Raw genomic sequence first — 21331 nt, 5'->3', positions numbered from 1 at the left:
CATTATGTAGGGTTACATTTTTTTAATCATTATTGCCGAATTTCTTGATACTGAAAACGGGGGAACCATTTTTGGGTGAAATATTCTCATTGAAGAATAGAGGGAACCTTCTACCGAACCCTTAGCTAACTCCGTAGGCATCGGAAGGAGAACTACATAGTGAAGAAAGTAATTTTGTCAATGTTAGGTGCGGCCATTGTTTTTTCAGCAAGTGCAACCAGTTCCTTTGCCAGTTCCGTTAAACTCGAAAGTGAGGTGGATAAGGTCGTAGGCACTCCTTATCAGTGGGGCGGCACATCAGTGGCTGGTTTTGACTGTTCCGGTTTTATTTTATACATATTCGATAAATTCAATTTAGATTTACCCCGCACATCTAAAACACAGGCTCAAGTCGGAACTCCAGTAGATCGTGAAAACCTTAGAGCAGGAGACCTGGTATTCTTTAATACGGACGGTACGGGAATATCTCACGCGGGTATTTATATCGGCAATAATGAGTTTGCACACTCTTCAAGCAGTAAAGGCGTTACCATTAGCAAATTATCGGATTCATATTATAAAAATCGGTATGTTACAGCACGCCGCGTCGTGAGTCAACAAAGTTACCTGAAACTGATCAGTGAAATTTGATCTAGTCGGGATAAGCCACCTAAATCAAAAATGAAAGCACCGGCTGAAGTCAGCCGGTGCGTTTTGTTGTTTATTCAGGGACGTTGTTCACATTGGGATCAGGCGTATAATTATTTTGATAATCATCATACATCACATCAGTTACCATACCAGCGGACGCGTGGTGCAAATCGTGGCAATGGAACATCCATTCACCGGGGTTGTCAGCTTCAAAGGCAACTTCATACGTTTCGCCAGGTTTGACGTTCAGCGTGTCTTTCATGATCGGAGATCCTTGAACTGTTTTGCCATTCTTGCTCAAGACTTGGAAGAAATGGCCGTGCAGGTGCATCGGGTGATCGTCCATTTTGGATTGATTTACAAAGGTCACCTTTACCTTATTTCCTCTATTTACTTTGATTGTATCCGTCTCCGGAAAAACCTTTCCATTGATCGTGTAAACCATTTCTCCATTTCTCATCTCGGTATTTAGATTCATCGTCACGTCTTCTTCAAAGCTTTGATCCAATGAAAATGCGGACGCAGACATGGTTCCGTACTTCTCCAGATCAAAATCGGGAAGTTCTTCGGAGGCATTGGAAGGGTCGGGCTTCGAATTGGAACCTTCGTATTGAATAATGGCTCTCATATTTTGTGCTCGATTATCCTTAGCATGTTCTTCAAGCAACCAGGTTCCGGGATGATCTGCGGTAAATTCAATATCATATCGTTCTCCGGGAGCAATCGAGACTAATTGATCCTTGATCACAGCCGGGTCATTCACGGGCTGCCCGTCGGATGAAACAACCTTAAAGGAATGACCGTGTAAATGCATCCGGTGAGTGATGTAGCCGGCGTTAATCAACCGAAGTTTTACTTTTTCACCCTCTTTAACGGTAAGCTTATCGATCGCATCACCTGTTTTTCCATTGATCGTATAAAGGTCATACATACTCATATCATGTCCTGCCATATTCATTCCACCGTTATCCATGTTCATATCTCCAGAACTCATCCATTCATCGAGCACAAGGGTGTAATCGCGGTCAGCGGTATCTTGGGGGTCTTCGACAACAAGAGAACCATACAAGCCTTTGTCCACTTGATTCACACTGTCTTGATGTGAATGGTACCAATAAGTTCCCGGTATGGTGGCTTTAAATTCATAGGTGAAGGTCTTTCCGGGTTCGACGGCATCTTGTGTGACTCCTGGAATTCCGTCCATATTGTTGGGAACCGGATAGCCGTGCCAATGGATGGAGACAGGCTGCTTAAGTTGATTTTTCAAGTTTATTTTGACCGTATCCCCAACCTTTACCCGGACTTGTGGACCGGGAACCGAGTTATTAAATGTCCATACGGGAATGGTTTTCCCCTTTTTCACTTCGAGATTACTTTCCTGTGCGGTTATGGTGAATTCTTTACCATTCACAACAGGTGTTGCTGTTGTCAATTTAACGGATGCAGCGGATTCACTGGAGTTGGAAGTAGAGTTTGAACCCATATTCATTTTTGAATGATCCATTCCGTTCATATTGCTTACTTTCGAGCAGCCAGCAGCAGAAATGGCCACCGAGCTAGCGAGGATTATTGTTCTTATTATCGCTGCTTTCATTTGAAGAACCCCTTTCTAATTCTTTTGATGTAAGCCTCATTCATCATAAAATAAACATGTAAAGAAATGATGAAGATGGATGAAACATAACGGGTATTGGTTAACCCAATATGGAAAACCATCTGATCTTATTACGCAAAAGAGGCCGAGGATCTACAGCTCTCCTTGGGTAGTATAACTTTAGGCTTGAATATCATACTATAGGGGGGTATACTAATAACAAATCGAAAGGAGGAGTCGAAATTGAAAACCATTACTTTAAACGTAAACGGAATGAGCTGTCAACACTGCGTGAATTCCATTGAAGGAGCTCTTAAGCAAATAGGGGCAGGGGGGAAGGTTAACTTGTCCAATGCCTCTGTTGAAGTTCAATTCGATGAGACCAAACTTACGGAAAGCAAAATTAAAGAGACCATCGAAGACCAGGGTTATGATGTTGTTTAAGTAACCTTGAAGTGATAAATAGAGGTGCCAAGAATACCTTGGTGCCTCTAACTATGTTAAGAACCGTTTGTGGAGGAAACAGCATGGAGGAAAAAATCATGATCGCGGTATCCCCGCCGGTTCAAGTCGGCGGAAGTTTATTTACTGCTGAACAACTACTTGAAATCAGCAAGCTCATTGGTCCGGACCAAAAAATCGAAATGACGCCATTTAAACAACTCTACGTTGAAATACCTGCGCCTATTCAGGCTGAGGTTACGGAGCGCTTAAAGCTTGTTGGACTCGAAGTAAACCCGTCGGGGTTTGCTACCAAAAGTCTTATTGCCTGTAACTTTTGCAGGGGGCCTGAAGAGGCGGGATTAGATTTTGCACAGCGATTAAATCAAGCTATATCAGGAATTTTGACTCCAACGCCGTTAAAGATAGGCTACGCCGGTTGTGCGCTCGGGACAAGTGAGCCCTTAATAAAAGACATTGCTGTCGTCAAAATGAAGAATCGATTTGATATTTATGTTGGTGGTGATTCTAAGGGAATCAAAGCTACATTTGCTCAGTTGTTGCTTTCCGGTTTATCGGAAGAAGAGGTCATCCCTTTAGTCCTGAAATTGATCGACTATTATAAAGCTGAAGCCAAGGGAAAAGAAAAATTCGGGAAATTCGTAAAAAGAATTACAATCGAGCAGCTGAAACTTCGTGTCTCATAAAGGAAGATCTAATTGGTGGTGTGATATTGTCGATTGATGAATTCCAAATCATTGGATGGCTTCAGGCTTTAGGAGTCTGGGGGATTTTATTTAGTTTTGTCTTAAGTGTGATCATTAGTATTTTAGGCGTCATCCCGTCTATTTTTTTATCCGGGGTGAATGTGATCTTGATTGTCCCCTCTGGACTGGTTACCTTTTTGGCAGCCGCAACTTCGGTCCCTTTTTATATCTTCTGCATAGCCTCCCTGATCGGGAAAATGCCTTCGGTTGCGATCGAAACATTGATAGCACATGATATACTTTTTTGGGGTAATAATAAAATTCGTTTAGTCGTCTCCGCCTTGCTTATTTTGTTGTTGTTTTTGCTTTTAAAGCGCCCCCAGTCATATCGGAAAGAAGTATAACAGGTCATTTCGTGGTGAGAAATGACCTGTTTGATTATATAGTCGTGCAGAGGAGAACGGAAGTTGAGGTGTATGAAAAAGAATCCGCCTATACGTTTGGAGGGAACTCATGCGTAGAATTTTAGTTGTTGAAGACGAGGAGAAAATCAGGGAAGTCATCATCGCTTATTTAAAAAAGGAAGGGTTTGAAGGGCACGAAGCGGCCACAGGGGAGAGTGCTTGGAATGAATTAGCCAATCAACCTTTTGATTTGGTTTTGCTGGATCTTATGCTTCCCGACATGAACGGAGAGGATTTATGCCGGAAAATCCGAACAGCTTATCCCACACCAATTATTATGCTCACAGCTAAATCGTCCATTTCGCATCGTATTCATGGGTTGTCTGTTGGGGCAGACGATTATATGGTGAAGCCGTTCGATCCTCAAGAACTCATAGCCAGAATTCGCACTGTACTAAGGCGAACCAATCAGCAAGAACTTCTGGCCGATCGATTAGAATATGGCGAAGGACGTCTGATTATTGATAGCCATGCCAAACAGGTCTTCGTTCAACATAAACCCATTAGTTTAACCCCATCTGAATATAAATTGCTTTTAGTTATGGCGAGAAACTCGGAGCGAACGTTCTCTCGGGAAGAATTGATTGAACTCGTTATGGGGTTTGAATTTGATGGAGACTCGCGTATTATTGATCAGCATGTCAAAAATTTGCGTCAAAAAATGGAGGAGGACCCGAAGAACCCCTTATTTATCCGGACTGTTTTTGGAGCAGGGTACCGCTTTAACGGGGGGAGTTTATGAAACGTACATTATCTTTTCGCTTAAGCACGGTTCTGATTTTATATACCGGCTTTATTTTGGTGATCGCTTCGATTGCTATGATCAATGCAACCCACTACCATTTTCAAATGTATGGACGCGAAATGTCCGAAGCGCAACATTCAGCTGATTCACTGAATTCTCACTTGGAGCAAGCGATTATCCAATCCATAGGCTTAACGATTGGGGGAGCTTTAATCATCTCATTTGTGTTAAGTGTGTATATCGCCAAACGGATTTCGTCGCCATTAATCAGCATGAAAAATCTTACATTAATCATGGCCCGAGGAAAACGGGATGTCCGTCTCCCGTTGAAGAGTTTGCCCAAAGATGAGCTGGAGGAGTTGGCCGCTTCCATCAATCACTTAGCTGAACAACTGGAGCAGCAAGAAAAATTGAGAATCGCTATGACCGAAAATATTGCCCATGAGTTGCGGACACCTTTAACCACATTGAATAGTTACCTCGCTGCTATTCAAGACGGAATATGGGAGCCTACTCCGGAACGGATCCAGTCCAGCCGTGAAGAAATCCATCGTTTGATTCAGCTGGTTCATGATTTGGAAGAGCTTCAAATCGTTAATTCCATCGATTTTCAATTCATGCTTGAGCAAGTCTCTTTAAAGAAGTCCATTGATCAAGTCATGGACCTCATGCGTCCTTCATTTCAACAAAAGGGAGTTAACCTGGAGAAAAAAGATATACCCAATGTTTGCGTAATTGCCGATGAAAGCCGGCTTATTCAAATCTGGACAAACCTGTTATCTAATGCATTGAAATATACACCTGAAGGCGGTAGCGTTGAAGTCAATGGTACCGTCCAATTAGGTGTGGTCCAAATTACCGTCTCAGATAATGGCATAGGAATTCCATCAGCGGATCTTCCGCATATCTTTGAGCGTTTTTATCGGGTAGATAAATCACGCAGCCGTAAAATGGGGGGCGGTGGGCTTGGATTAACCATTACCAAAACGTTGGTAGAGCGCCACGGTGGGCAGATATGGGCTGAAAGTGATCATGGTGCACAATTTTACGTACAGTTACCGATACAAAGGTGAGGCTTATAATGACTGCAATTCATGACGCTCCTACCGGGGCGTTTTTTGCTGTTCCTATATTCATTGGTTAAAGAAAAAATAAACCGCTTGACAATATAGGGTAGGGGGCTATACTATATTGACATCGAAGCCGGGAATTTATGGTATTGATCACCTCGTTCACTGACGGCCGTCACGAGCGTGAAAGGGATGAAGGACCGGTTTTATCTCTCTTAAGGAGGATTATAGAAATGACAACTCAGTCTCAAGGTCTTTCCCAGGCTGATCCGAGGCGCTGGATGGCACTCGCATTGTTATGCCTTGCGAATTTTATGGTGATTATGGATACATCAATTATCGGAGTAGCTTTGCCCGCTATTAAAGAAGCGCTGGGATATTCCCAAGAAAGCTTACAGTGGGTGTTTAACGCATATGTTATTTTCTTTGGCGGCTTTCTATTGCTGGGGGGCCGGTTGTCTGATCTGTTTGGACAAAAACGCATGTTCATGTGGGGGTTTCTTATTCTAACTGCAGCCTCGTTACTTGCAGGGCTAGCATGGAACGACAACGTACTCAACATTGGCCGAGCGCTCCAAGGCTTTGGGTCTGCACTCATTGCACCATCCGCGTTAACGATCGTTATGATGTTATTTAGCGGAAATCCCAAGGAATTAGGAAAGGCTTTGGGATTCTGGGGGGCATCCGCTGCTGCAGGTGGTTCCGCGGGGGTGTTTCTTGGCGGTGTCATTACCGAATGGCTAAGCTGGGAATGGACATTTCTGATCAACGTCCCTGTCGGAATTCTTGCCCTGATATTGTCTCCCGGGCTTTTAGCAAAAGGAGCACGCAGAAAAGGCAGCATTGATATCGTAGGATCCGTATTTGTTACAGTTGCATTAGTTTTAATTGTGTATGGGATTGTCACCGCAGAACATAACGGATGGGGAGCACCTACGACGATATGGACACTGATCTTAGGTTTAGCTCTATTTATCCTCTTCCTCATTGTTCAGGCGGTCAAAAAGGAACCCCTTGTACCTCTTCGAATTTTTAAGGCACCTAATCTAGCAGCAGGTAATATCGCACTGTTAATGTTATCAGGAGGATGGATTCCGCTTTGGTACTTCCTCAATCTATACATGCAGCAGGTTTTGAAATTTTCAGCTTTTACCGGAGGTGTTGCTTTGCTGCCGATGACCATTGTCATCGCCATTTTCATGATTGCGATAACGGGCAAGCTCATCGCCAAGATTGGCGTAAAAGCGAATATCGTGATCGGTTTGACTGCCTTAGGAGGTTCGATGATCCTGTTCTCCACGAACACGCCTGTAGACGGAACCTTCTTAGCGAATGTGCTGCCGGCTTCACTTTTAGGTGCGCTCGGGATGTCACTGGCTTATATTCCTTCCATGATGTCTGCCATGAACGGAGCTAAGCCTGAAGAAGCAGGGCTTGCATCAGGGCTTGCCAATACAAGCTACCAGATTGGTTCAGCGATCAGCTTGGCGATTATGGTTGCCATTGCTGCAACAACGACTTCGGCACAAGCAGGTGGCGATCCAATGGTAGCTCTGAACAGTGGATTTCAAGCTGCATTCTTATGGTCGGGCATCGTTGCATTTATTGGCGCTTTATTGGCATTGATCTTCATTCGTTCACCAAAAAAGGTTGGCTCCGACATCTCTAAATCGATGTAATCTATTTTAACTTCAGTCACCTTGTGGCTGAAGTTTTTTGACTCCGGCTAATTTTAGGTGATTTACCGGCAGAGACTTAATGGGTGTTACCAACTTGACTTTATAGGGGTGGGGGGTATATATTGATGAAAGGGATTCATCATGCCATGATGTATGGAGTAAACCCATATGTCTATAATGATCTTTATAAAGGAATGGAGGCAGGGACGATGAGTGTTGAACTGGAAACGGTAGAAAGTACTATAGCAGAAAATGCAGGGTGCTGCTCAAGTGAGGAACCGGGTCGAAAGAGCCATCATTCCGAAAAAGAAAAAAACAATATGATATCCAGGTTGAACCGAATAGAGGGGCAGATTCGAGGGATCAAAGGATTGATCGAAAAAGACACTTACTGCGATGATGTTCTAAACCAGATTGCTTCGGTGCAATCGGCTTTAAATGGGGTAGGTAAGCTTTTACTTGAGCATCACATGAAGAGCTGTGTTATCGATCGGATCCAAGAAGGTGACACTGAGGTGTTGGATGAGCTATTGAAGACTATGAATAAATTAATGAAATAAAGACCTTTAAAAGGCAGCGATTATCACGCTGCTTTTTATTTTGGATCATTATATAGGGTACTGGGGTACACAAAAAAATTTCAGAAAAGTGTTGACTAATTATAGGGTAGGAGGGTATACTAAATACAAGGAAGTTGTTGGAAAGCAAAATAAACGCCTTAATATAACAATCCATGAAAAACAGTAATATCATGCAAGTTTTAAAACTGTGAGAATGCATTTGCCATTATCCTCTAGGAGTGATGACCATGGAAGCCGTAGCCGGAAAAGAGAGCAAACAGACGACGCTGCAAATTACAGGAATGACTTGTGCTGCATGCGCCAATCGTATTGAAAAAGGACTGAATAAACTGGAAGGTGTTTCTTCAGCCAACGTGAACTTTGCCTTGGAAAAAGCAAGTGTAACGTATGATCCAGGTAAGGTAGGCGTCGATAAGTTGGAGGAAACGATAAAAAAACTTGGGTATGATACGGCGAAAGAAGTCATTGATTTTAACCTCGAAGGAATGACCTGTGCTGCGTGTGCTAACCGTATTGAAAAAGGCTTGAGCAAACTTCCCGGGGTTACCAACGCATCCGTCAACTTTGCGATGGAAACGGCAAGAGTTGAGTATTCGCCAGCTGATATTACCGTTTCTGATATGCAGAATAAAGTCAAGCAGCTCGGTTATAAAGCGGTAACGAAGCAAGAGAACAAGAAAACGGTCGACCACCGGAAACAAGAAATTAAGCATCAGAAACGATTGCTGCTTTTATCGGCAATCTTGTCCCTTCCGTTGCTGTGGAGTATGGTGGCACACTTTTCGTTCACCTCGTGGATCTACATGCCAGAAATTTTGATGAACCCGTGGTTTCAGCTCATTTTAGCAACACCGGTTCAATTTTATGTCGGAAAACAGTTCTATGTGGGGGCCTATAAGGCACTCCGAAACGGAAGCGCCAATATGGACGTGTTGGTATCGCTAGGGACTTCAGCTGCTTATTTCTACAGTCTGTACCTGACGATTGACTGGTTCACTGCAGGAGCGAACGCCCACCACGGTCCATCACTTTACTATGAAACAAGTGCGATCCTGATCACTTTAGTCATCATGGGTAAGCTGTTCGAATCGCTGGCCAAGGGCAAGACTTCCGAAGCCATCAAGTCCCTGATGGGACTCCAGGCGAAGACGGCACTGGTTGTACGCGATGGTCAGGAAATTACGATTCCGGTCGATGAAGTGATTGTCGGGGATATGGTTCTTGTGCGGCCCGGAGACAAGGTTCCGGTTGATGGTGTGGTGCTGGAAGGAACATCCTCCGTGGATGAATCCATGTTAACCGGCGAAAGCTTACCCGTTGAGAAGACCGCCGGTGATGCCGTCATTGGAGCGACCATCAACAAAAATGGCATGCTCCGTATTAAAGCAACCAAAGTCGGCAAGGAGACTGCGCTGGCGCAGATTATTAAAGTGGTTGAAGAAGCCCAGGGTTCCAAAGCCCCGATTCAGCGGGTGGCAGACGTGATCTCCGGTATCTTTGTTCCCATTGTGGTAGGTATTGCGGTGGTCGCTTTCCTGGTCTGGTATTTCTTGGTCACACCTGGCGAGTTTGCAGAGGCCTTGGAAAAAGCAATCGCCATCCTGGTTATTGCCTGCCCATGTGCGCTGGGGTTGGCAACTCCAACATCGATTATGGCCGGGTCAGGTCGTGCTGCAGAGCTCGGGATCTTGTTCAAAGGCGGAGAACACCTTGAACAGACTCATAAGATTGACGCCATAATCCTGGATAAAACAGGAACGGTAACGAAAGGTAAACCTGAACTTACGGATGTGCTTACAGAGATGGACGAAGGAGACTTCCTTAGATTCGTCGGCGCTGCGGAGAAAAATTCGGAACACCCTTTGGCCGAAGCAATTGTGACCGGCATTCAGGAACGCAATATTTCCCTTCCTGGAACAGAAGCTTTTGAAGCCATTCCAGGCTACGGAATTCAGGCTGTCGTCGAAGGAAAAGAACTGCTGATCGGTACTAGAAGATTGATGGAAAAGTACGATGTAGATGCTATTCATGCCTACGAAACGATGTCCAGACTCGAAGAAACGGGAAAAACAGCAATGCTTGTAGCGATAGATAAGCAATATGCCGGTATGGTTGCAGTGGCGGATACCATTAAAGAGACTTCTAAAGAAGCTGTCCAACGCTTAAAAGGAATGGGCATTCAGGTGATCATGATCACGGGTGATAATGAGCGTACAGCCAAAGCGATCGCTGCCCAGGTTGGCATTGATCATGTACGTGCAGAAGTGTTGCCTGAGGGGAAAGCGGAAGAAGTTAAAGCCCTGCAGGCCCAAGGAAAAACCGTAGCCATGGTGGGTGATGGCATTAACGATGCTCCGGCATTAGCCACAGCCGATATTGGAATGGCTATTGGGACAGGAACGGATGTTGCCATGGAGGCGGCCGACGTGACCTTGATGCGTGGCGATCTGACGAGTATCCCGGACGCCATCTATATGAGCCGTAAAACGATGAGTAATATTCGCCAGAATTTATTCTGGGCGCTTGGTTATAACACTCTAGGCATTCCGATTGCAGCCATCGGTCTGCTGGCACCTTGGGTAGCAGGAGCAGCGATGGCTCTGAGCTCCGTATCCGTTGTACTGAACGCACTTCGGCTGCAGCGTGTAAAAGTACGCAGCTAACGATTGCAGCAGAAATGATAAGATAGCCAACAGCAAGCGAAAGGAGGTGAATATGATGCAAGATGCAAACGTCAAAGTAAATGGAATGAGCTGCCGTTCATGCATTCGTAAAATTGAAGGAACATTGAATTCCATCGGTGTGGAGGGAAAGGTTCATTTTGATGAAGGCACAGTTGAAGTCAAGTACGACGAATCAAAATTTACCCTTGGAGACATTAAGGATGTTATCCGGAGTAAAGGGTATGAGGTCGCTAATTAATATTGGGAAAAGGATGTGAGGGCATGTCGGCAAACGTAAAAATCTACACGATTCCCACCTGCAGTGATTGCAATCATGCGAAGCGATACTTCAAAGAGCAGAACGTTCCTTATATAGAATATAACTGCGAAGAAAACCCTGAATATGCAGTAGAAGTTAAAAATCTTACGGGTAAACAAATTGTTCCGACCATCCTTATTGAAGATAAAGTGTTCATTGGGTTTGCAGAAAATTTCAAAGAAATAAGTACATTACTGGCATGAATAGGATTTGGAGGGTTCAAAAGGGCTCTAACTTGTAGAATTTCAAGTTAGAGCCCTTTACGTTGAGGTCGCGTTATCTGGAACAAGTTCAATCCTTGTGCATAGAAAAAAAGCATGACAGCTAAGTGTCATGCTTCTTCGTATGTAATTCCCTGTTCATCAAACACTTTCATGACTACAAACATGGCATCCAGCGTCTTGGGAAAGCCCGCATAAGATACACAGTGCATGACGGCCTCTACAATCTCATTGGGCGTAAGCCCGGCATTCAGAGCCCCTTGAATATGGAAATCGAGTTGAGCGGCCGCTCCTGAAGCAATCATAGCCCCTATCGTAAGCAGGCTCCGCTGCTTTAAATCCAGACCTGGACGGGAATACAGCGAGCCATAAGGGAACTCGACAATCAGCTTGGCCATGTCAGGACTGAATTTCTCCATTTTTTTAACCGTTGCGTTCAGCGTTTCTTCACTGACCATCCGTTGTAACACTTCTATTCCTTTATCATACCGATTCGATTCCATATTACGTCCTCCGTAAGTTTTAATCTAAGCTAAGCAGTCTGGTGAGGATCGGCGGGATTTCTTGCGGGTCGACCATGACCTCGATGACCGTTGCCGTATTCGACTGCAAAGCTGACTGGACCGCCAGCTTGATGTCGGTTTCATTCTCACAGCGAAATGCCGTTGCGCCCATGGATTGGGCAAACAAGCTAATATCCAGCGGCCGCTCATAGACAGCACCGACGGAGCGTCCCGTGTTATAGGACATTCCCTTTTCCACCATATCTAAGCGACCGTTATTCAGCACAAAGAAGATAACCGGAATCCCGTGGTTCACTGCTGTTGATATTTCGGTGCCGTGCATCATGATGCAGCCGTCGCCGGTCACACAGACGACAGGGCGATCTTGCATAGCTATTTTCGCTCCGATCGAATAGCCGATCGCCGCTCCCATCGCGATGAACACCTCATCGAAAAAGAACGTCCCGGGCTCGATGATTTCGAAATGCTGTACGGCATGAAAGGAGTGACTCCCTGCATCTCCGAAGAGTACCGCCTCTTTCGGAAGCACGGCCCGCAAGCTCCTGAACGCCGCCCCCGCTGACAACATGGTGGATTCCATTTGGGAGGACGCAGCTGCCGCTTGTGCCCGCGGTGTCAGCATCTCATGCTCTTTGGACGTTGCCCCGCTCCGCAAAATGAGTTGAGTCAAGTTGGAGTGGATATCGCCAAGGATCAATTGCGTCGGCGCCTGAATGGTTTTGCCTGCGAACGTAAGGTCATACTCAAATTGCAAGACCTTGTCCGGCTCCATATCGGCCGTAAATCCGGACAAAGACATGTCGCACAATTTGCTGCCGACGACGATCATCAGATCAACGCCGGATTTCAAATAATCGGTTGCAAACTTGGAACCGCCGAGGCCATACCCGCCCAAGTATAAGGGATGATTGGTAGGAAAAGCGCCTTTCCCGCCAGGGGTGGTCATTACAGGAATTCCCCAATGTTCTGCAATCGTCTGCAATTGGTCATAGGTATCCGACATGACGGCCCCTTTGCCCACGAAGAGGACAGGTTTCTTGGCCTCATCCAGCAACGATATGGCCTTATCAATGTCGGGAGATACAACGGGTGAAATATGGTCCGGCAATGGCAGGTAGAACGTCTCCACTTCCTCCATCAGCACATCAAATGGGATGCACAGATGAACGGGTCCCTTTTCACCGGTGTAGGCTTTTTCCAAGGCATGTTTAAGGTAGAGATAGAGAGTGTCCCCCCGTTCGATGCGAGCACTGAACAAGGTGACAGGTTCGAACATTTTAACCAAATCTGCCCCAAACTGGCTTGAATCCTGGCTTAAAGCGCGCCCAGTCTCTTGCATCGAAGGCTGTCCGGTAATGAACAATACAGGAAGCTGAAATTCTTTGGCCTGCGCTGCGGCTGTAATGAGGTTTGTTCCTCCCGGCCCGGAAGTGCCAATCGCGATCCCCATCGTTTTTGCTGCCAGGGCATAACCTGACGCTTCAAACCCACAGCCAGCTTCGTGACGACCCAGCACATATTGAATATCATAGTTTTCGAGTTCCAGCATCAGCGGAGAGATGGACTTTCCGGGAATGCCGAACACGTGGGTAATTCCCCATTTTTTAAAATGCTCGACTAATATTGTATACACTCTTTGTTTCATCTTATCACCCCTGCAAATTGGTTTTTATGGTCGTCGTTTGCATCAACAACTGTTCGATTTGTTCTGCTGGTATAGGTGGGTAATAATAAAAACCTTGTACTTCATGGCAGTTCTGACTGCGCAGGAAATTCAACTGATCCTTCGTTTCTACACCTTCTGCGATCACATCGATTCCAAGCTTATGGGCCATCGCGATTACCGTAGCTACAATGTCCGCGTCATTCGAATCCGTCATGATATCCCTGACGAAGGATTGATCAATCTTCAGCCGGTCAATCGCAAACTGTTTCAGATAGGAGAGATTGCTGTAACCTGTCCCAAAGTCGTCGATGCAGATCAGTATACCTAGTTCCTTCAGCTTTCCGAGTATCTCGATTGCAACTTCAACATTCATCGTCATCGACTCTGTGATTTCGAGCTCCAGATAGGAGGGATCGATGTGGGTTTCGAGTAAAATCTCTTTGATGGTCTCTACCAAATCATGCTTTGAAAATTGGCGAGAAGAGAGATTCACCGACACGCGCATCGGGGTAAACCCTTTTTCCTTCCACTTTTGATGCTGAAGGCAGGCGGTTTTGAGCACCCATTTTCCGAGGGGAACAATAAGTCCTGTTTCTTCGGCGATCGGGATGAACTTAGCCGGGGGGATCAAGCCAAGAGTCGGGTGATTCCAGCGAACAAGCGCCTCGGTACCGATGATTTCCCCTGTCTTTGAATCGATCTGGGGCTGGTAATATAACACGAATTCCTCTAGCTGCAGCGCTTTACGGATCGAATTCTCCAGCGTAAGCCGTTCAATACCGCCGCCGCTCGGGATAGATTTGAAAATGTTATAGTTGTTCTTCCCATCGTCTTTCATCTGGTAAAGGGCAATGTCGGCGTTCTTCATCAGCATCTCGACATCCCTGCCATCTTGAGGATAGAAGGCAATACCGATGCTGGCTGTTATATATAACTCATAGCCGTCCACTGCAAATGGTTTCTCAAATGCTCTAATAATCTCTTCCGCAACCTGAATGGCTTCCGTCTGATCCGTAATCTCTTCCAAGAGGATCGTGAATTCATCCCCGCCCATTCTGGATACCAGTTGGTCCGAAGCATGACAGCAAGCTTTCAGACGCTCGGCAACCATCTGCAACAGCACGTCGCCGTTGTTATGACCCAGCGTATCGTTAATCTTCTTGAAACTGTCCAGATCGAGAAACATGACGGCAAAGATACGGTTTTCTTTCCCCCCTTGTCTCAGCAATTCACCAATATGCCCGGTGAAAAACCTTCGATTCGGCAAACCGGTTAAATCGTCATGATAGGCTAAATAATTGATTTGCTTTTGCGTATGATAACGCTCCGTGATGTCCCGAAACTGTGCGAATGCGCCCATGATCTGCATATTCTCATCACGAATAGGGAAGGCGTCAAACAGGCAGACCCGCTCGTCTTGTCCCATCTTAGGACGCAGCATGAATTCCATATCTTCATACTCTTTCCCCGTTTGAAGGACCTCTTTAATGAAGTCGTTTGTTTTGGCATTCGGAATAGGTTTATTGATGACATCCTGCTTTTTGGCACCGGTTAAAATTTCAGCAAACTTGTTGAACTCCGTAATGTTTCCATCCCGATCCGTAATAATAATGCCGTTTCTTGTCGTTTCGATGACCACCTGATTCAGTATGTGCAATCGTCTGTTTTGCTTCTTCAATAGCAGTTCTCTTTCGATCGAATCGACAACCGTGCATAGCATCGCCAGTAAAAAGGGGTTGTGCTGGTCGATCGTCGTCATGATCGTAATGGTTCCGAGCAAATTGGAGATATCTGTATATTGAAAGGGTACGGTATAACAGGCGGAGGACCATAAAAATTCATAATAATGCTCGTCCCCGACAAGTTGAATCGGCTCACGATGATCCAAAACCAAATTAATGCTGTTGGTTCCCGCTTCGTGTTCATTGAACACGAGGCCAACTTTAATGCCCGATTGCTGAATCACAGTCTTGATCGCTTCATCCCCGGCCATTTCCAGTATGCAGCCGTTCTCATCGGTAATCAGGATGAGCAGCGGGAGTCCTTTCATGAGCTCCAACAACTTATGAACAAAGAAATCAATGACGGACAATATTTCCTCGTATTCTGCCCGTTTTAGATTCAAATCGCTTTCTGATAAAAAGTTAGTAAAGGAGGGAATCCCCTGTGGATCAATACCTAGCTTTTCACATCTCTTTTTAGACTCCGAGATTAAGGATAACTTCGTCAAATCAATCCCCCTACTTTACCGAGAAAAATGCAATAAATTTACTTGAATGATATGTAGCTGAAATTTACCGGTTCTTTTTTCATTATGACGGGGCTCAAAGTTTTTTTCAATTTATTTTCTGTTAGATTCTGGGTGATTAAAGCAAACAAAAAAGAAGCCCCACTGAGATCACTGGGTTGATGTTACAGTTTCATCCATTTCTCTTTGAAAAATAGAGAGAATACGCGAACGGCAATGATTTTCAGCATCATATAAACGGGAATGATAACAATCATCGCGATGATTCCCCCGATATTGCCGGCAGCCAGGACAAGGATTACGGTTGTAAGAGGGTGAATATCCAGCTTTTTACCGAATACATAGGGAGCGATCAAGTTATCTTGAACTTGCTGAGCGACCAGTATGATGACAAGCGACCATATAGCCGTGCCCGGCGATTGCGTCAGCCCTACGATGACAATCGGAATCGCAGACAGGATGGCACCGACAAACGGGATAAAGTTTGCAATGACGGATATGACCGTAAGCAAGAAAGCATAGGGTAAGCCAATAATCAGGAAGCCGATATACATTAAGACACCTAACGAAAGATTGACGATCACTCTTCCCACGATAAATCCGCTTAACATATGGTCGATGCCTGTGACAATCTCACGGGAATCGTTTTGATAACGAGTTGGCGTTGCGCGCACAAGTATATTTCCGAACTTCTCTCCTTCTTTTAACATGAAAAACAGGAGGATGGGGAAGGTGAACAGGATAATCGTAAAATTAGACACAAACGAAAACAAACCGCCTAAATAGTTCGACATGAAAGAAAAGCCTTTGTTTAAGTAATTGGTGATTGAAGAGAGTCCATTGCTTTCATTGGCCGGAAATAAGGAAGCGAGGAATCCGTTCTTCTCAAGCTCATTGATCTGTTCCCCTACGGAACTCAAGAGACTTGGGACATTATCTAAAAAGCTTATGAACTGTCCGTATAGCACTGGCCATTTGCTAGTAATGAACCAAACGATGGCAAGCGCGAAAATGACATAAATAATCAAAATGGCCAAGGTCCGGTTAACTCTATACTTTTCCATTAACTTCACCAGCGGCCTGAGCAAATAGTAAAAAAATACGGATAGAAGCAGCGGGATGGCCACTACCTCGATTAATGCAATGATCGGACGAAATACGAAACTTACTTTGGAACCTAAGAAAATAATCAAAAACAGTAATACGATAAGCATGCCAAAGCGCAATGCTTTGTTTGTGGTGAACAAATGATTCCCCTCCATTTTGTATAAAACTCCCCGGCTTGATGCGTTAATCGGGCATCCTGCGTTCGGTCTGTTTCCTACCTATTTTTAAAGATGCATACTCTGGGTTTTACGTCTTGTTTAGGTTGGCGTTTCAGATTGAAGTCTAAAAATTAGCGCCAAGAGATTTGCTTCCGATGGTGAAGGAAGATTATACCTTCCGGGGTTCCCCCGACGGACCAACCCTAAATCTAGTAACCTTCACCTGAAATGTAGCGGATATATTACATGATAGTTTCCTTCATATACTGTTTATTACAGAGGAGTTCAGCAGGGGGGGAGTAACGGAAGCGCGTTGAAATCGTTGGCCGAATCAACAAATCTAGAGAAACCATTTCAATCGGATGTTGTCCTGCTGAACTTGAATATCTTGCTACTTACTTCATGAGATTTCATCAAAAGTACCCGAATATTTTATTGGAGTCGGAATCGGGCGTCCATAGTATTGCATTTAATGGCCTTAAAATTAAAGAACTGCGCTCCGGTGACTCCGAGGTTGTGACAATAAATGAGGCTGGGACGTATGAATTCTTCTGTAATACAATGTGCGGCTAAAGCCCATGCCAATATGAAAGCTAAACTTATCGTTGAATAAAAGCCTTGGACGAACGAATACATAGATAAGCAGGCTGATGAGAGATGAGCGACAGAACGAACCAATGCTGATCATTAGCTGGCCGCCGGTCCATTGAACCGAGTTGTTTCTGTTTTTAAGTTGAACCTTGACTGGTGTATTCTGCAAAAGCAAAACAACCGCCGGCTCTAAAGCCAGGCGGCTATACCCATATTTCCTTACTTGAACTCGATCAGACGAGCTTCCAGGCGATCCCAAGTTTCGCTGATGCCTTGCAGCATGCCCATGTCCATAACCGTTTTGAGCGCCTCTGCGGAAGCATACACCGCACGGTTGATCAGCTTCGTCTTGCCTCCTAAATCGACGAATTCCAACGTGATTTCGGTCGATGGCAGTGTATCATTTACATTGCCTTCGGCATCTGAGAAGTAATCGGTGTAGATAATTTTCTCCGGCTCGGCGATTTCCTTGTAAACGCCTTTGCCCCAAGATTCCATACCGTAAAATTCGCCTTGGTTCCGGTCGACGCACTTCATGCAGTAGTGCCAAACGCCACCCGGCCGAAAATCGACGTTGCAAACAGGAATTTCCCATCCTTTGGGCCCCCACCAATGCTTGAGGTGTTCAGCCTCTTTAAACATTTGAAACACGAGATCGCGCGGTGCCTCGAATACACGTTCCAGCACCAGCACCCGGTCGTTTTCTACTTTCGAAACAAAAGCATGGTTTGACATTTTATAATTCCTCCTTAACCGATTTAATCTACAGTTCTGATTTGTCCTTGTTTTGCAGTTTACGCAAGTATTCATCCAGATTATCGAATCTGTCTTCCATGACATGCCGGAAGGATTCCACCCAAGATTCCAGTGCCTGGAAGGGCTCGGGCCGCAGTTTGTAGATTCGGCGGTTGGCTTCGGCCTTTACTTCTACAATCCCGTTATCGCTAAGCATCTTTAAATGCTTCGAGGCTTGGGGCTGGCGAAGACTCAAACGGTCGGCGATTTCACCAACGGTCAGAGGACCATCGCGTAAAAGTTCAACGATTCTCATACGATTCGGTTCGGCCAAAGCGCTCAGCGTTGTCATATCCATTACCGGATTCTGCCTTGGCATGTGCTTCACCTCGTTATGGGATGGCTCTTGTTCAATCTCATCTCCTTTATCATGATGTCGTTTTGTTGTTTTAAATATACCTGATGGGGAATATTCTTGTCAAGGAATATTATTTATGTATTATTCATCAATCCGGACGACGAAATCACAAGAGTCAAAGGAACTGTACGCTTGAGCACAGAAAATCCCCGAAAATAAAATTTTCGGGGATTTTTGTTTGGTTATTCTTTGTGCTCCCCTTTTGCTATTCATGGTAATAGATTGCATCATAAGGAAACTCGAACTTCTTCATTCGATATTCTTTGGGTGTCATGGACATATATTCACGAAACACCTTGCCGAAGTAGCTGGGGCTCTCAAAGCCGCATTGTTTGCCAACATCCTGGATCGGTAGATCTGTGGTTCGAAGTAAGGTGACTGCGGCTTCAACCCTCCGGTCTCGCAAATAAGAAAGGGGGGAGGACTGCTCCGACTTCTGGAACAGCCTGCATAAGTAGTGCTTGTTAACTCCGCAGTGTTCGGAGAGCATGTCGAGCGTTATTGGGGAATCATAATGCTCCTTCATGAAACGCTTGGCTTTCAGCAGGATGGAGATGGAGTTCTCGTTGATGTCTTTGTTTTTTTCTGTGCTCGTCTTGACTAGAGTAAGCATCCACTCATAGACAGTACTGGACAGTTGATATTTATCAATAACGTTCTCCTCAGCTATCATGCTTAGAAGCTTCCACAGACCTAGAATTAAGGGGGAGTCAGCATCTCTGTGAATGACGGGCCCTTCTTGCCCGATAACAAGATCCCAAATCCGGGTTGCTTCCTCCCCTCTCAAGTTAAGCCATAGAATCTCCCATGGCGTTCCGTTGTCCGCATAATAGTACCGGTGTCTGCTTGGAACTTTGACCAGAAATCCTGTTCCCTGGTGCAGTGTGAAGCGCTGCTGCTCATACTCCAGGATGCCTTGGCCGCTAAGCGTATACTGAAAAATGACGTGCCCGCAATCCGGACGATCCTCACCTGCAAAGCTGTACTCCGCGCTCTGGATGATCTGCCAACCGACCGAATCTAATGTCAATATTGAATGATCGTCGCTTCGAAAAGCATAGGAAGAAGGGGATACCATGTCGTGACCTCCACGTTTCATGAAGTCAATTTTGTTATAGTATAGCGCAATACTTTTAGATTGTCTTCGTTATTGATCACGCATAAGATCGAGGTATCAAGAACAAAGTGGGTGAATCTATGAAGGACAAGAAATATAACGCAACGCTGAGAATAGATCTGAGGGAAGATGAATATTGGTGGGGTGGAGCTGTCCAAGATGGAACCATCATGCCGTTTGGCAGCGAGCCCTATTCACGCGATCTTTATGGCGATGCAGCCTATAACCAAGCAGCGCCGCTGCTTCTCTCCAATAAGGGGAGACTGGTTTGGTCGGAGGAACCGTACCGGTTTTCCTTTGACGGCCGAGCACTTGTTATTGAAGGAAAGGAAGAAAACATGAAGGTCGAGGAAGGCGGCAGCACCCTCCGTGATGCGTACCGCCTTGCTTCACAGAAGTATTTTCCTCCTGCCGGCCTTGCTCCGGATTTGCAGTTTTTTACCGTGCCCCAATACAATACGTGGATGGAAATGAGCTACCATCCAACGCAGGACAAGGTGATCGCCTACGCTGAAAACATATTGTCCCATGGGCTGCCGCCAGGCATCCTCATGATTGACGACAATTGGCATGAAGACTACGGTACGCTCAAGTTCCATGCGGGACGTTTTCCCGATCCCCAGGGGATGGTGAACCGGCTTCATGAGCTTGGGTTTCACGTGCTCCTGTGGGTATGTCCATTCTTCAGTCCGGACGGAGAGGTATACCGCGACTTAAAGAGGCGGGGATATTTGCTGAAAAATCCGGATGGGAAACCGGTTGTTCGCGAATGGTGGAACGGGTTCAGCGCCGTTCTCGACGGAACAAATCCGGAGGCGGTAAGCTGGTTTGCGGGCGAGCTGGACCGGTTGGTTGAAACGTACGGGGTCGATGGCTTTAAGCTGGACGCGGGAGATCCTCAGTATTACAAGCCGGAGGACATCAGCTTTCGGACAGTAACACCGAATGAGCAGACAGAAGCTTGGGCGCGTCTCGGACTCCGATATGCCTTTAACGAATACCGGGCATGCTGGAAGCTGGCCGGCCAGCCGCTGGTTCAGCGCTTGAGCGATAAGAACCACAGCTGGGGCAACGATGGATTAGCCAGTCTGATTCCCAATGGACTTGCTCAAGGACTGATTGGATATGCCTTCAACTGCCCCGATATGGTTGGGGGCGGCCAATACGAGGACTTAGTTCGCCCGGATTTCAAGGTGGATGCGGAGCTTTTTGTCCGGTACGCGCAGTGCTCCGCTTTGTTTCCCATGATGCAATTTTCTACAGCACCATGGCGGGTGCTGGATGAAGCGCATTTGAACTTATGTATCGAAGCCACAACGCTGCACTGCCGGATGGGAGAAGAAATCGCTGCGTTAGCCCGTCATGCCGCCGAAACGGGTGAGCCGATCATGCGTCATATGGCATACGTATTCCCGGAAGGGGACTTCGAGCAAATCACCGATCAATATATGCTTGGTGATGATATTCTGGTCGCCCCGGTACTCCAGAAAGGGGCGACGACCAGAACAATCGCATTCCCTTCAGGGACTTGGTATGGGGATGACGGGTCGCATGTAACTGGGCCGTATGTAATAGAAGTTGATGCTCCTCTGTCCAGGCTTCCGTGGTACCGCCGGGAGCAGAGGGTTTCCAACTAGAATCTGCAGTAGAAGC

20 protein-coding genes and 1 riboswitch are annotated in these 21331 nt (G+C 45.8%); of the genes, 12 read left to right on the top strand and 8 right to left on the bottom strand.

Annotation, left to right across the window (positions count from 1 at the left end; all coding sequences use genetic code 11):
* The first annotated feature begins 23 nt into the window (after positions 1 to 23).
* Positions 24 to 155, top strand: a riboswitch (cyclic di-AMP (ydaO/yuaA leader).
* Between the two features lie 4 nt (positions 156 to 159).
* Positions 160 to 630 carry a C40 family peptidase gene (locus tag IAE55_RS32855; RefSeq protein ID WP_200634913.1) on the top strand — a complete coding sequence of 157 codons (471 nt, stop codon included), beginning with the start codon at positions 160 to 162 and terminating at the stop codon, positions 628 to 630.
* A gap of 70 nt (positions 631 to 700) precedes the next feature.
* On the opposite strand, the gene IAE55_RS32850 is transcribed toward IAE55_RS32855, so the two are convergent.
* Entirely contained in the window at positions 701 to 2224 is a 1524-nt protein-coding gene (locus tag IAE55_RS32850; protein ID WP_200634912.1) for a multicopper oxidase family protein, read from the bottom strand.
* A gap of 243 nt (positions 2225 to 2467) precedes the next feature.
* On the opposite strand from IAE55_RS32850, the gene IAE55_RS32845 reads away from it, so the two are divergent.
* The 10 genes from IAE55_RS32845 to IAE55_RS32800 all read left to right on the top strand — a co-directional run bounded on the left by IAE55_RS32845 (position 2468) and on the right by IAE55_RS32800 (position 11096).
* Positions 2468 to 2668, top strand: coding sequence for a copper ion binding protein (locus tag IAE55_RS32845; protein ID WP_076169045.1), 201 nt, complete (start codon positions 2468 to 2470; stop codon positions 2666 to 2668).
* A gap of 83 nt (positions 2669 to 2751) precedes the next feature.
* Complete coding sequence (locus IAE55_RS32840; protein ID WP_145156484.1) at positions 2752 to 3372, top strand: nitrite reductase; 621 nt, start codon at positions 2752 to 2754, stop codon at positions 3370 to 3372.
* A 26-nt stretch (positions 3373 to 3398) separates the two neighbouring features.
* Positions 3399 to 3776 (top strand): hypothetical protein, encoded by a 378-nt coding sequence (locus IAE55_RS32835; protein ID WP_200634911.1) that lies wholly within the window; start codon positions 3399 to 3401, stop codon positions 3774 to 3776.
* A gap of 109 nt (positions 3777 to 3885) precedes the next feature.
* Complete coding sequence (locus tag IAE55_RS32830; protein ID WP_105443915.1) at positions 3886 to 4578, top strand: response regulator transcription factor; 693 nt, start codon at positions 3886 to 3888, stop codon at positions 4576 to 4578.
* Positions 4575 to 5654, top strand: coding sequence for a sensor histidine kinase (locus tag IAE55_RS32825; RefSeq protein WP_200634910.1), 1080 nt, complete (start codon positions 4575 to 4577; stop codon positions 5652 to 5654). Before IAE55_RS32830 ends, IAE55_RS32825 begins: the two co-directional genes overlap by 4 nt.
* A 230-nt stretch (positions 5655 to 5884) precedes the next feature.
* Positions 5885 to 7330 (top strand): MFS transporter, encoded by a 1446-nt coding sequence (locus IAE55_RS32820; RefSeq protein WP_200634909.1) that lies wholly within the window; start codon positions 5885 to 5887, stop codon positions 7328 to 7330.
* Between the two features lie 209 nt (positions 7331 to 7539).
* Positions 7540 to 7890, top strand: coding sequence for a metal-sensitive transcriptional regulator (locus IAE55_RS32815; RefSeq protein ID WP_145157455.1), 351 nt, complete (start codon positions 7540 to 7542; stop codon positions 7888 to 7890).
* A 248-nt stretch (positions 7891 to 8138) separates the two neighbouring features.
* Entirely contained in the window at positions 8139 to 10574 is a 2436-nt protein-coding gene (locus IAE55_RS32810) for a heavy metal translocating P-type ATPase (protein ID WP_200634908.1), read from the top strand.
* 52 nt (positions 10575 to 10626) lie between these two features.
* The gene (locus IAE55_RS32805; protein WP_200634907.1) at positions 10627 to 10833 is read left to right on the top strand and encodes a heavy-metal-associated domain-containing protein; all 207 of its coding nucleotides are present in this window, start codon (positions 10627 to 10629) and stop codon (positions 10831 to 10833) included.
* A gap of 23 nt (positions 10834 to 10856) precedes the next feature.
* On the top strand, positions 10857 to 11096 hold the full coding sequence (locus IAE55_RS32800) for a glutaredoxin family protein (protein ID WP_145156490.1): 240 nt from the start codon (positions 10857 to 10859) through the stop codon (positions 11094 to 11096).
* Between the two features lie 128 nt (positions 11097 to 11224).
* On the opposite strand, the gene IAE55_RS32795 is transcribed toward IAE55_RS32800, so the two are convergent.
* The 7 genes from IAE55_RS32795 to IAE55_RS32765 all read right to left on the bottom strand — a co-directional run bounded on the left by IAE55_RS32795 (position 11225) and on the right by IAE55_RS32765 (position 19639).
* Positions 11225 to 11617, bottom strand: coding sequence for a carboxymuconolactone decarboxylase family protein (locus IAE55_RS32795; RefSeq protein ID WP_076169017.1), 393 nt, complete (start codon positions 11615 to 11617; stop codon positions 11225 to 11227).
* Positions 11618 to 11636: 19 nt separating this feature from the next.
* Complete coding sequence (locus IAE55_RS32790; RefSeq protein ID WP_200634906.1) at positions 11637 to 13283, bottom strand: thiamine pyrophosphate-binding protein; 1647 nt, start codon at positions 13281 to 13283, stop codon at positions 11637 to 11639.
* Positions 13284 to 13287: 4 nt separating this feature from the next.
* On the bottom strand, positions 13288 to 15534 hold the full coding sequence (locus tag IAE55_RS32785; protein WP_200634905.1) for an EAL domain-containing protein: 2247 nt from the start codon (positions 15532 to 15534) through the stop codon (positions 13288 to 13290).
* A gap of 182 nt (positions 15535 to 15716) precedes the next feature.
* On the bottom strand, positions 15717 to 16799 hold the full coding sequence (locus IAE55_RS32780) for an AI-2E family transporter (protein WP_313960344.1): 1083 nt from the start codon (positions 16797 to 16799) through the stop codon (positions 15717 to 15719).
* 828 nt (positions 16800 to 17627) lie between these two features.
* Positions 17628 to 18143, bottom strand: coding sequence for an SRPBCC domain-containing protein (locus IAE55_RS32775; RefSeq protein ID WP_200634904.1), 516 nt, complete (start codon positions 18141 to 18143; stop codon positions 17628 to 17630).
* Between the two features lie 28 nt (positions 18144 to 18171).
* Complete coding sequence (locus IAE55_RS32770; RefSeq protein WP_145156494.1) at positions 18172 to 18522, bottom strand: ArsR/SmtB family transcription factor; 351 nt, start codon at positions 18520 to 18522, stop codon at positions 18172 to 18174.
* Positions 18523 to 18766: 244 nt separating this feature from the next.
* The gene (locus IAE55_RS32765) at positions 18767 to 19639 is read right to left on the bottom strand and encodes an AraC family transcriptional regulator (protein WP_200634903.1); all 873 of its coding nucleotides are present in this window, start codon (positions 19637 to 19639) and stop codon (positions 18767 to 18769) included.
* A gap of 119 nt (positions 19640 to 19758) precedes the next feature.
* Between IAE55_RS32765 and IAE55_RS32760 the strand changes: the two genes are divergently transcribed.
* The gene (locus IAE55_RS32760) at positions 19759 to 21315 is read left to right on the top strand and encodes a glycoside hydrolase family 31 protein (protein WP_200634902.1); all 1557 of its coding nucleotides are present in this window, start codon (positions 19759 to 19761) and stop codon (positions 21313 to 21315) included.
* Positions 21316 to 21331 lie beyond the last annotated feature (16 nt).

It is taken from the genome of Paenibacillus sp. S28, from assembly GCF_016624415.1.
In the GTDB taxonomy this organism is placed as follows: Bacteria; Bacillota; Bacilli; order Paenibacillales; family Paenibacillaceae; genus Paenibacillus_AQ; species Paenibacillus_AQ favisporus.
This window is presented reverse-complemented; position numbering and strand designations above follow the sequence as displayed.